We start from the raw sequence: 11,622 nt of genomic DNA, 5'->3' as shown, positions 1-11,622 counted from the left end.
GGAATGAAACGAATATATAGTATACCGGTTGCTATTGCTGTATTGGTGATCGGCTGCACAAAAAGTGATTTTCTGGACAGGGATACAAAAGACAGTATCGATGGGAAAAATTTCTTTAACACCGCTACCGATCTGCAGGTATATACCAATGGCTTTTATGAAATGCTTCCTAATTATACCTTATACACTGATGAAGATTCAAAGAGCGATAATTTGATTCCATTGTCTGTGGATGCGCGGGTGAAAGGCACCCGTCTTATTCCCCCCACCAACGCCAATACCAAGTGGCAGTGGGAAGACCTTCGCAGTATCAATTTCTTTCTGCAAAATTATCAAAAGTGTCCTGATGAGGCGGCCAAACTGAAATATGGCGGAGTTGCCCGGTTCTTCAGGGCTTACTTCTATTATGAGAAAGTAAAAACCTATGGTGATGTGCCCTGGTACGGGAAAGTGCTGGTTGCAAATGACCCTGATCTGTACAAAGGCCGTGACTCCCGTAAACTGGTAATGGATTCGGTATTGGCCGATATTAATTTTGCGGTGGCCAATATACCCAAAGAAGTAAAGCTGAATGAGATCACCGCTTACACTGCTTTATTGTTAAAGGCCCGCATCTGTTTGTTTGAAGGTACATTCAGAAAGTACCATGAATTGGGCGACTATGAGAAGTTTTTAACAGAAGCTGCTTCCGCCGCCAGCGAATTAATAAAATCACCCTATAAATTGTTTTCAACAGGTGGCGCTGCTACCGCCTATCGCGAGCTGTTTGCCCGCAACGACCAGGACGCCACAGAGACCATCCTGGCGCGGGATTATAACACTACCTATGGCCGTCAAAGCGTTGGCTATTTGATGACGTCGCCTACTGCCGGCGTATATGGCATTCCGAAAGATATGATCGATAGCTATCTCATGAAAGATGGGACCCGATTTACCGATCAACCCAATTACCAGACCAAAGGGTTTTATGAAGAAATGCAAAACCGGGATCCCCGTCTTACCCAAACTACGCCGGGTCCTGATTTTGCGGTGTATAAAGAAACGACCCGGGAGCCGGTTAATCTCAGCATAACCACTACTGGTTACCGGGTAATAAAAGGGCTTCCCACCCGCGACCAATGGGGCTCGCTCAATTCTTACAACGACATTATCATTTTCCGGTTTGCAGAAGCATTATTGGTGTTGGCTGAAGCAAAAGCCGAGCTGGGTGCGTTGGACCAGGCTGACCTGGATAATTCCATCAATAAACTCAGAGCGCGTGCAGGCATGCCCAATTTGAGCCTGGCGGCTGCCAATGCAAACCCCGACCCTTTCCTCAAATCCTGGTACCCGAATATTGAAAAAGCGGTTGTCAATAAAGGCGTGATACTTGAAATAAGAAGAGAACGCCGGATCGAGCTTTTTAATGAAGGGTTGCGCTGGGACGATCTGATGCGCTGGAAAGAAGGATTGAAACTGATGAAGCCAATGGTGGGCATGTACTTCCCGGGTTTGGGTGCCTTTGATTTTAACAATGATGGAAAGACAGATGTGTTCTTACGCACTGACAATACAACCGCTGCCCCTGCCGGTACTACCAGTATAATTAATGTGAATCAAAAAAAGTTAACTAATAACACTTCCGGCAACTTCAACCCCATGTCCGGTACGCCCTGTACGTTTAGTGAAGATGAAGACAGAGACTATTACTATCCGATACCTACTGAAGACCTTACCCTGAACCCTAATCTGAAGCAAAGTCTAAAGTGGTGATCTGACATTTTATTCCTGACTCATTAACCTTATAAAATGAAGAAAAACTTCGTAATGGGCATGCTATGTCTTGCCATTTGCTCCACAACCTGGGCGCAATACACACTTGATTCCACGCGACGGATGTCACCCGGCGTTTTCTACAAACATTATCACACGAATTCGCCGATAAGGCAAATACATGTAATGGAAATTGACCTGAACGAATCGACCATTAATTTGCAGGCGGTGAAATCGGGTGGCGTTATCAACGGCCCCAAAGAGACTGTTCAGACCATGTTTGCCGATCATGATATTTTCCGCGGGCATGATGTAACCGCCGGCATCAATTGCGATTTCTTTACCAGTCAGGGACCGGCCCCGTTATACAATCCGCGCCACATGATGATCGGCGATGGCGAAATATTATGGGACACCACGCTTAACCGAACCGTATTCGGCATTACGGAGAACAGGGTGCCATTTATCACAAAGCTTGAGGGGGCATATAGTGTAACAGCAGGCAGTACCAACCGGGTCATCAATCACATTAACAGGTATGGTGGAACCGATCAGTTGATTATGTACAACCGGTTTAAGGGCACCACAACGGGTACTGCTGCGGGCGGTACCGAAGTACGTATTGTGCCGGTAAATGGTAATGGCGACTGGAAGGCCAATGCCACCATCTCCTGTAAAGTGCTGGCCAAATCAAGTTCAGGTAATATGGCGCTCGATTCGGGTGAGGCGGTATTGTATGGGCTGGGAACAGCCAAAACTTTTCTCGACGGTATTAATGTGAATGATATAATTACGCTGAACCTGAAAGTGATCGCAGACTCAATGGGCCTTACGAATATTAAACAGTTAACCGGTGGTTGGACGAGGCTGATTAAAAATGGCGCCAATTTCGCTGATAGCAGTGTGAAGGATGAGGGTGGTGCGTCGTGGGATCTTCCGGAACCCAGAACTGCTATCGGTCACAACCAGACAAAGGATAAAATATATTTTGTAGTAGTGGATGGAAGGGAAGAAGGGGTGAGTGAAGGTATGACCCTGGTAGAAATGGCCTCGTTAATGATGTATCTCGGCTGTTTCCAGGCACTAAACCTCGATGGCGGTGGTTCCTCTACGATGGTGGGCAATCTGGCGGAATTGAGAAATGATCCATCCGATAATCCGCCAAGGGCCATTCCCAGCGCGCTGTTAGCCTATCTTTCCAGCATTACCCTGGATGATTTTGAGAACGGTGTAGGCCATTTTAACCGCAATCCAACCTATAGCCCTACCACTGTTGGCGTATCAACATTCTCTGTGGTAACTAATGCCATCACCTGTCACAGCGGCTTTCATTCCCTGATAGTAAAACTATATGACGATTCAACAGTGACCACCGCCTGGAAGGCAAGGGTGTTATCGGGCAGCGGCCAGATCCAGAACAACCGCTATTTCGCCAATACCGGCACCTTTAGTTTTTATTTGAAAACTTCTACTGCCAACACTGGCGCCAAAGTAAGGCTTTGGCTCGATGATAATGATGGAACAGAATTATCGCCCCAGCTCACGATCAATAATGATGGCAACTGGCATAAATACACCTGGAACCTGGCCAACCTGAATGGTACTACGGCCGATACAGGCAATGGCCAGCTTGAAAGCGCAGGAGTGCGGTTAGATGCCATTGAGTTTACGCAACCCAATACGGCCACCACCTGGTTTATTTTTGTTGATGATATTATGGTTGACCCAAATGGCACCGCCGGAACGGGCGTGCGCCTGGTTGCTGACACTGCAAAAGAAATAGTTGAAGTAAAGCCAGCCACCCGGCCAGCTATAAATGACCATGTAACAGTATATCCCAATCCGGGCAATGGTATTTTTAATATCGACTTTAAACAGTATGCTGTCACCTCTTTTGACTTGCAGGTGTTAGACCGTTTTGGTAGAAAGCTGCTGGATAAAAAATACACCGGTGGTTCACAACCCATCAATCTGTCGCATTTGCCTGCAGGCTTGTACTTTATGTATGTTACCTCCGGACAGATCAATGAAGCATTTAAAATAGTAATAAAATAGTTGTATGCGCATTGCGATTTCCAATATCCTTGTTGTTATTCTTTTGTTTGCCGGGTATCCTAATTTTGCCCAAAACAGTCGATTGCGGTTTATAACCTACAATATACTGGAAGGAATGAAACTGGATACTTCGGCCGACAAACCCAATTTTGTTAACTGGTTGAAGCGCATGGACCCCGATATACTGGCCTTGCAGGAAGTAACGGGGTTTACCCAGGCCTCCCTGGAAAAACTGGCGCAATCATATGGGCACCCCTATGCTGTATTGTTGATTGAAGGAGAGAAATATCCTGTAGCCCTCACCTCGAAATACCCCATCGTAAACGTGCAAAAGGTTTGTGAAAATATGGACCGGGGATTTATTGCAGCCCGCATAAAAGACTTTAATATAGTATCATTGCACTTCACCCCTTTTGATTACCGGAAGCGTGCGGAGGAAGTTGATCTGCTGCTTGCTCACATTTATGCCCAGCCGGCCAAACAGCAATGGGTTATCATGGGCGATTTCAATACCGTATCGCCGGCCGATTCTGCTAACTATAGGGATGGGCGTATGGTAGAAAATTATAAAGCATATGAAAGGAAGTATGCGCCCATTCAAAAACTGGCCAATGACCAGTTAGATTATACGGTGATTGAGAAGGTAGTGGCAAACGGGTTCACCGATGCGTTGAAAGTAACAACGAAGGCATTTGTAAAAACGGTACATCCCAAACGATTTGAACCAAAGACGGGTACCGACGTGACATCGAGAATTGATTTTGTTTTTGTTAGCAAGGGTCTGGTGAAAAAAATTGCAGCCGCAAAGGTGTTGGTAGATGATTTTACCGATATTTACTCAGACCACTACCCGGTATTACTTGATTTGAAATAAATACGATGAAATACCTTGCCGTTACCCTTTTTTGTTTCTGTCTTATTCTTTGCATCAATACCATACATGGGCAGAATAATCCCAACCAGGATGCTGCCAGTATTAATGAACAGTTATTGAAGCAAGGCACTACTGATGCACAAAGTTTTTCAAGGGAAAAAGGGATGGTATTTTATAATAGTGGCCAGGATGAACCGGAATTCTCCAACCAGGAGATGCAACTATTATTAAATGATTTTTCCTTGCTTGGCATGCTGGGGTCGTCTCTGAACAATTTACAATATGAACCGCGGCTCTTTAGAGAAACAAAGGCCCGGTTAAAACAGGATGCTAAAGAAAGTGTAAAAGGATGCCGTACGGCCGCCTGTTATAGCAACTCGTTAAAATTTACCAGTTTTGAGATCATGGCCATCGGAGATGAGCTGGTGAATTTGACAACAAAACATCCCCAGTTTAAATCAATGGTTCAGGGGCTTAAAAAAATAGGGAAATACCACCTTTTTAATAATGAAGCCGATTCCGGTTTTATTCGCAAAGCCTGGGAGGCCGATGCGCTTGGGATAAATTATATCCTGCAAACATATATTGAAGGGAACGAACCCCTTTATCCAAAGATAGATGCGATCAGCTTTGTAAAGGATGACCCTGTATTTGCTGACAGTGTTAAGGCTATTGTAACGAAGATCAGCAGCTTTAAATACAGGACCCTTCTTTTTTACCGAATACCTGTAAAGCTGGCAATTGAAATCCTGCGACTGAATGGACGCGATGAAGCCATGCGGTATAATGGGCTAATGGGAAGATCATACAATACTATTGTTCAAAGTGTGCGTAATATAAATTGGGATTTATTTCCCAATAGTGTGATCCTGGTACCGGGGCTTGGTCCTGAAAGACCAGATATCAGCCTGGACTCAGGGAGCGCCAGAAGATGCGATAGCGCGGCGGTACGTTACTACACCAGACGCGCCCCTTTTATTGTTGTATCGGGCGGCCATGTACATCCAAACAAAACACCCTATTGTGAAGCCATTGAAATGAAGAAATACCTGATCAATAAATGGCATATTCCGGAGCCTGCTATTATTATTGAACCAAATGCCCGTCATACAACTACCAATCTGCGTAATACCAATCGGCTGCTTTATAAATACAATTTCCCGACCCAAAAGCCAGTGCTGATCGTGAGCGATCCCGCGCAAACAGCCTATATAAATGGGGCCATGAAAGACAAAGCCATAAAGGAGCTGGGGTATGCACCGTTCAGTACAATAAGGAAGATTAGCCCCACTGAAACAGAATACCTACCTTCCCAGGACTCAAGACACATTAATTCAATGGACCCATTGGACCCATAAATAAAAGTTCAGATGTACAGAATGATCATAGTAACAATACTGCTACTGACAGCCCGTGTATCGTATTCGCAGGACAGTATTCAGTATGTAGATGCAGCTACGTTGATGATGGTTGGTAAAGCCAAAACAACCGATTCTATTTATCAACGCATTGATAGTACAGAGGCGAAAGACATGCCACAAGCCGTGAAGGGCCTGGCGAAGCAAAGTGCGGGCATTGCCATTTTGTTTGAGACCAATAGCCGCATTATACGTGCTAAATGGAGCCTGCCGAAAGAAGTATATCTCCACAACATGACACCCGATGCGCACAGCGGTCTCGATCTGTATTGTTTTAAAGCCGGTAAATGGCAGTTTGTAAGTATAGGACGGGTAGTGCCAGGCATTAATCAAACCCAGGTGGTTGTACAGAATATGGACAGCACTATGAAACAGTTTATGCTGTACCTGCCCTTGTACAATGGGGTGAGCGAATTGCAGATCGGTGTTCAAAAAAATGCAACGATCAACAAACCCGTCCGCCCTGCCATCAACACTGCAAAACGAATTGTAGTGTATGGATCAAGTGTGGTGCAGGGTGCCTCAGCCAGCAGGGCAGGCATGGCCTACCCCGCCATATTGCAACGACAAACGGGATACGATTTTATTAACCTGGGTTTTAGCGGCAGCGCCAAGATGGAAATAGAACTGGCCAAATACCTGGCTACCGTACCTGCAGATTGTTATGTGCTGGATTGTATTCCCAATCCTTCTCCAGAACAGATCACGGAAAGGTCATATCCCTTTATTAAATACCTGCACGAAAAGCAGCCCTCCATTCCCATTGTATTGGTTGAAACGATCTTCAGGCAAAATGGGTTATGGGACCAGCAGGTGGGCAGCACAGTGAAAAGACAAAACGAGGAGATCAGGAAAACCTATGAGCGATTGAAAAAAGAAGGTGTTAAGAACCTCTATTACCTGGAATCGGATAAGCTCATAGGCGATGACCATGAAGCCACCATCGATGGCATACACTTAACTGACCTGGGATTTACGCGGATAGCCAATGCAGTATGGCCGGTGATAAAGAAGGCGTTAGCTGAAAAGAAACAATAGAATAACTATTTTTCATATTGGTATTCAATCCCGTTTGAGAAGGGCGTCCACCAGCAGGCCTTTTGGCCACAGGATTTTAATGCATTGTTAGCCCAGGTATTACAGGTGTGAAATAAACTGTATTTGCCAGTTGCTTCGTAAAAAGCATCATGATCGCCATAAGATTTGGCGCTTGATATAGCAATGGGTTGACCGGTAACAGTTGTTTGCAGGCTTTTTTGAATGAAGGTTATTAGTCGTTGGTATTGTTCATTGGAGAGTTCCACTTTTACACAGGTCTTGCTTTCCTTTACTTTTCTAAGATAGTTGGTATGTACGGCAGAACTGCTAAGCCAAAAGGCTGCTTTAAAGGCAGTACTTGCTTTCAGATCGGACCAGGTAGGCGTTTCCAGGTAAAAGCCTTTATCGCCCCAGCCAAAAGCAATAAAATTGAATGCGGTATCACCAGTGCGGGTATTCGTATACAGAATGCTTTGACTCCAGTCTTTCAGTTCTGTTTTAACAGGAAGGATGAGATCAGTATGAACAGCGCTTGTTTTAACGTAGATAGGGACCTGGTAGGCAGTATTGGCCTCCGCTTTTACCGTTAAATGCGATAGCACCCAGGCGCTACCCAAATACAGGAGAAGGAGCAGGATAAGGGATAAAAGTGTATACCCTGTGTATTTTAAAAACTTTCTCATGCGGTTATTGATCTTACTTAATTCCAGGAACCGCATGAAAGTAACCTATTTTTTGTAGAAATAACTCTTATGTGTAGTAGAAATGCGGATAGTTTTAATAGATAGTTATCAAGTATAAAGATCCCTTGGATGATTGCTACATGATTACCCGTATAATTCCTCCCGCATTTGTACTAATATGCTTTCAATTTTTTCTTTATCAGGCATGGCTGGTAACGGGCTATTTTCATAAGCCGTTTCAATGCGTTGCATCAGCGAATCGGCCATTACCAGCAGGTCATCGTATTGAAACTGACCTGTTTTTATGGATAACAGTTCCTCCCGGTTAGCTCGTTTTACGTTCAGTTTTCCTTCTCTTAATATTTCTTCCGCCACCTGTAGCAGCCTGATGGTGTGCATCATATTTTTGGCGTCGTATCCCTTACCGTGTTCTGAATTATCCTGGTACCGGGTCTCATTGCGCTTTTCTACCCATTCCCAGTACTCGCGGTATTCCTTACAGTAAGAAGAATAGCTTTCCAGGTTGAAAAACAGATAAGCACTTTCTTTTTCGCCTTTAGGGATAGAAGACAGGGAAACCTCATTAGCGAGGTCTGTGCTCATAACGCCTCTGTACCGATGCTGGTTGGTGGCGTCATAAAACAGGGCGTACAGTCCTTTTGTGTGGGTGATGCTGGTGAGCCCGCAATGTTCCTGTATATAATTGTTCTTCGTCAGCCATTCCTGTAAGGGGATGGATTGATACCCCTGCATGATGAAACAAAAATCAAGTACCGTCTTACGTACCGGGGCAACCGGGTTTACGATCTTCTTTTTGTAACCCCTTGCTTTTTTTATTTGAGTAAGGGCATAACCCGCAAAGGTTTCCTTGCACAGTTTTGACATGAACAGTTCCATAGACAGCCTGTTCATGATCGGATGATTAAACAGGATACAGTCTTCAGGCGATGCCAGTACTTCCAGGATGTTGGGGTTGTTACGGATCAGTAATTCAACAAAACGCCCCAGCTCGTAATATACCTCATCGCTGGTCTCATTACTTATTTGAGGAATGTATTCCAGTCCATAAAACTGTGCTTTGGGCAAATAGTAAACACCCCTCAGGTCTGTGTCGGACTGAGCGGTGTTTAATCCATATGCTTTGCTGCCACTGATGCATTCAAAAAGCAGCAGTCCTTTCTCTTTTATCTCATTGATGGTCATACCTGGTGATCGTGTTTACAAAAAACGCATCCAGTTCATCGGCGGTAAACTGATTTCGTTTTAAATGAGTACTTGCTTCGCTGATGCGGGCATATTCAGTGTCGATATATGACTTCAGTTCATTGCTGATGGGTATTACAAAACCTTCCGGCGCATTGGCTTTAAGCGAGATCAGCTCACTCACCTGCTTTTTTATAGCGTCGGGAAGCAATGTCATCAACGGCCCGATTGTCATAGGTGCAATGGTTTGTTTTTCAAGGCACCATTTGGCGGCCAACAGCGGACGAAGCACATAGAACAGTTTTTTGATCTTTATTTCGTTGCCATTATCAATCGTATCCATGGCGCCTCTGGCAATACCAAGGTAATGATGAATGTTGGAAACCTGGCCAAAAAAGGCTTGGCTGAGCGTCCACAGGTCAGTCCTGAAACCCGGTTCCTGCCGGTATATGATGGGTGATTGTAACCATTCAAAAGGCGTGGTGTTCGACTTTCGCATCAATTGCAATACCTTTCGAACGTCCCATCCATACATATCCAGGTCGCCGGTAATATCAAAGTTGAGATCGTAATCTCTATCCATTACCGACAGATAATATTTATAGGGTCGCACGTATATGAACCGCACATCGTAATCGCTGTCCGGCGAAGGGAATTCCCAGCCCCGGCTGCCTGATTCACAGGCATACAGGATCCGGATCCCGTTTTCTTTTTCTACTGTTGCCAGTTTGTCGAGTATCAATTGTTGCATATTATTCAATTTTATATATGGTCCTGCCCTGGTATTCCGCTACTGTTACTTTGCCATAAATGGTTTTAGTCCAGCCATTTTCAAAGCCATGATTATTGGCGATCAAAAAGCCTTTATTGGTATCTTTCTTCACCACTTTATGCGCATCGATGTATCTGCCTTTTACCTTACAAAATACAATATCGCCAATGTTGTAATCAGGCGCTTTTACAAAAGTCAACAGACTCCCATTTTTCAATATAGGCAACATGGAGTTGCCAAACGCTTTTAATTTTCCGGTTCCGGCTACCTCCAGATCTGTTTTAAGCCGTTCATATTTATTCATCTTTTAAAATAATTACCTATGTTCCCCCGGTGAGATTCGAACTCACATACTCATTGCTGAGCTGCATGGCTGTAAATACGCTTCCCTACTGGGCAACAGGGCTTTTCGGTGCACTGTAAATTCTACCCATAATTTCGCGCAGATATTACGGGAGTATCCATACACGCTGCGGATCCAATTTTTCCGCAGGCTTTTCCTTTTAAGCTACAGAGGCGTTTGGAATGCGTCAATAATTTGATAAAGCAAATATGCATACCACCCTGCGCAGCGTAGGTGCGTAGGAATAAAATATTTTATCAGGCAGGATTTAAATGTGTGATTAACATGGAATTAACGGGGAAAATAATTCCTATGGCTGAAAAATTTGGCTGAACTACGCAGTTGTATTGCGTATAAGGATCCTGCTTATTATTTTTACCGTCCCAACCAATGCTATGTCTGTAAATAAACTGGCCCTTATTCGTTACAAGACCATTGATGACTGCCTGCGTAACAGGTATCGTAAATGGACCCTGGAAGACCTGATCGTAAAAGTAGCCGATGTGCTGTATGAGCTGGAGGGTATTACCACCGGCGTTAGCAAACGCACCATTCAGGCCGATATTCAAATAATGCGCAGCGACAAACTGGGTTACAATGCCCCCATTATTGTTGTTGATAGAAAGTTTTATTCTTATAGCGACCCCGAATATAGCATCACCAATGCCCCGGTGAACCAGGCCGATGTAGAAAAAATGAAAGAGATCGTAGGGGTGTTGAAACAATTCAACGGCTTTACCTATTTCGATGAAATGAGCGATATGATCGCCCGCCTGGAGAATAACCTATACCGTACCACGCACCAGGGACGCAACTATATTCAATTTGAAAACAACCACTTGCTCAAGGGGCTGGAACATATCAATCCGCTGTACCAGGCTATCCTGAATAAAAGATCGTTACTGGTAGAATACAAATCATTTAAAGCGGCCGCTTCTCAACATATTATTTGTTATCCTTATTTGCTGAAAGAATACCGTAATCGCTGGTTCCTGATTGGCCGGGCTAAAAAGCGGAAGGTGTTACTTACCATGGCGCTCGACCGGATCATTGAGTTCCAGGAGCTCTCTAAAGAGACATTTTATGAGGAAGAGGGAATAGATTTCGACCATTATTTTGATAACCTGATAGGGGTTACCAAAAACGAGAACGACAAGACCAACAAGGTGGTGTTGTTTGTAAATAATTATAATGCCCCCTATGTATTGACCAAGCCATTGCACCACTCTCAGCAATTGCTGAAAAAAGATGAAAATGGTATTGTCATTCGCATTGATGTGGTGATGAATTTTGAGTTGGAGCGCGAGATCCTGGGCTTTGGGGAATGTATGAAGGTGCTGGCACCACGCATCTTGAAATCGAAGATCAAAAAGCGGTTGCAAAATGCAATGGGCGCTTATGAGGAAGAAAAGGAGGAAGACACTAAAGAATAGAAAGTACTTCGTAAAAAATACCACTAATAGGGTATTCTTTATTTCAAAAGG

The 11,622-nt window shown here is 44.4% G+C and carries 10 protein-coding genes; 6 read left to right on the top strand and 4 right to left on the bottom strand.

Annotated elements, in window-relative coordinates:
- Nucleotides 1-3: 3 nt before the first annotated feature.
- The 5 genes from J7I42_RS03815 to J7I42_RS03795 are packed head-to-tail and all read left to right on the top strand — an operon-like array spanning nucleotide 4 to nucleotide 7,137.
- Nucleotides 4-1,752, top strand: a complete 1,749-nt coding sequence (locus J7I42_RS03815; protein WP_209137444.1) for a RagB/SusD family nutrient uptake outer membrane protein — start codon at nucleotides 4-6, stop codon at nucleotides 1,750-1,752.
- Between the two features lie 36 nt (nucleotides 1,753-1,788).
- Nucleotides 1,789-3,807: a phosphodiester glycosidase family protein gene (locus tag J7I42_RS03810; protein ID WP_209137443.1), complete on the top strand. Its 2,019-nt coding sequence runs from the start codon at nucleotides 1,789-1,791 to the stop codon at nucleotides 3,805-3,807.
- 4 nt (nucleotides 3,808-3,811) lie between these two features.
- Nucleotides 3,812-4,681 (top strand): exodeoxyribonuclease III, encoded by an 870-nt coding sequence (locus tag J7I42_RS03805; protein WP_209137442.1) that lies wholly within the window; start codon nucleotides 3,812-3,814, stop codon nucleotides 4,679-4,681.
- 5 nt (nucleotides 4,682-4,686) lie between these two features.
- Nucleotides 4,687-6,039 carry a YdcF family protein gene (locus J7I42_RS03800; RefSeq protein ID WP_209137441.1) on the top strand — a complete coding sequence of 451 codons (1,353 nt, stop codon included), beginning with the start codon at nucleotides 4,687-4,689 and terminating at the stop codon, nucleotides 6,037-6,039.
- A gap of 21 nt (nucleotides 6,040-6,060) precedes the next feature.
- Nucleotides 6,061-7,137, top strand: a complete 1,077-nt coding sequence (locus J7I42_RS03795) for an SGNH/GDSL hydrolase family protein (RefSeq protein ID WP_209137440.1) — start codon at nucleotides 6,061-6,063, stop codon at nucleotides 7,135-7,137.
- Nucleotides 7,138-7,142: 5 nt separating this feature from the next.
- Here the strand turns inward: J7I42_RS03795 and J7I42_RS03790 are convergent, their stop codons facing one another.
- The 4 genes from J7I42_RS03790 to J7I42_RS03775 form a co-directional block, all read right to left on the bottom strand.
- On the bottom strand, nucleotides 7,143-7,820 hold the full coding sequence (locus J7I42_RS03790) for a TIGR02117 family protein (RefSeq protein ID WP_209137439.1): 678 nt from the start codon (nucleotides 7,818-7,820) through the stop codon (nucleotides 7,143-7,145).
- Between the two features lie 144 nt (nucleotides 7,821-7,964).
- Complete coding sequence (locus J7I42_RS03785) at nucleotides 7,965-9,023, bottom strand: DNA polymerase beta superfamily protein (protein WP_209137438.1); 1,059 nt, start codon at nucleotides 9,021-9,023, stop codon at nucleotides 7,965-7,967.
- Complete coding sequence (locus J7I42_RS03780) at nucleotides 9,010-9,774, bottom strand: nucleotidyltransferase domain-containing protein (RefSeq protein ID WP_209137437.1); 765 nt, start codon at nucleotides 9,772-9,774, stop codon at nucleotides 9,010-9,012. Before J7I42_RS03780 ends, J7I42_RS03785 begins: the two co-directional genes overlap by 14 nt.
- Nucleotide 9,775: 1 nt before the next feature.
- Nucleotides 9,776-10,099: a S24 family peptidase gene (locus J7I42_RS03775; protein WP_209137436.1), complete on the bottom strand. Its 324-nt coding sequence runs from the start codon at nucleotides 10,097-10,099 to the stop codon at nucleotides 9,776-9,778.
- A gap of 434 nt (nucleotides 10,100-10,533) precedes the next feature.
- Here J7I42_RS03775 and J7I42_RS03770 point away from each other — a divergent pair, with 434 nt between their 5' ends.
- On the top strand, nucleotides 10,534-11,571 hold the full coding sequence (locus tag J7I42_RS03770) for a helix-turn-helix transcriptional regulator (protein ID WP_209137435.1): 1,038 nt from the start codon (nucleotides 10,534-10,536) through the stop codon (nucleotides 11,569-11,571).
- Nucleotides 11,572-11,622 lie beyond the last annotated feature (51 nt).

It is taken from the genome of Niastella soli (genome assembly GCF_017742245.1).
Classification (GTDB): domain Bacteria; phylum Bacteroidota; class Bacteroidia; order Chitinophagales; family Chitinophagaceae; genus Niastella; species Niastella soli.
This window is presented reverse-complemented; position numbering and strand designations above follow the sequence as displayed.

Excerpts from the sequence above, each read along its gene's own strand:
- J7I42_RS03810 (WP_209137443.1), top strand. The coding sequence starts at position 1,789 with ATGAAGAAAAACTTCGTAATGGGCATGCTATGTCTTGCCATTTGCTCC.
- J7I42_RS03805 (WP_209137442.1), top strand. The coding sequence starts at position 3,812 with ATGCGCATTGCGATTTCCAATATCCTTGTTGTTATTCTTTTGTTTGCC.
- J7I42_RS03780 (WP_209137437.1), bottom strand. The coding sequence starts at position 9,774 with ATGCAACAATTGATACTCGACAAACTGGCAACAGTAGAAAAAGAAAAC.
- J7I42_RS03785 (WP_209137438.1), bottom strand. The coding sequence starts at position 9,023 with ATGACCATCAATGAGATAAAAGAGAAAGGACTGCTGCTTTTTGAATGC.
- J7I42_RS03800 (WP_209137441.1), top strand. The coding sequence starts at position 4,687 with ATGAAATACCTTGCCGTTACCCTTTTTTGTTTCTGTCTTATTCTTTGC.
- J7I42_RS03770 (WP_209137435.1), top strand. The coding sequence starts at position 10,534 with ATGTCTGTAAATAAACTGGCCCTTATTCGTTACAAGACCATTGATGAC.
- J7I42_RS03775 (WP_209137436.1), bottom strand. The coding sequence starts at position 10,099 with ATGAATAAATATGAACGGCTTAAAACAGATCTGGAGGTAGCCGGAACC.
- J7I42_RS03815 (WP_209137444.1), top strand. The coding sequence starts at position 4 with ATGAAACGAATATATAGTATACCGGTTGCTATTGCTGTATTGGTGATC.
- J7I42_RS03795 (WP_209137440.1), top strand. The coding sequence starts at position 6,061 with ATGATCATAGTAACAATACTGCTACTGACAGCCCGTGTATCGTATTCG.
- J7I42_RS03790 (WP_209137439.1), bottom strand. The coding sequence starts at position 7,820 with ATGAGAAAGTTTTTAAAATACACAGGGTATACACTTTTATCCCTTATC.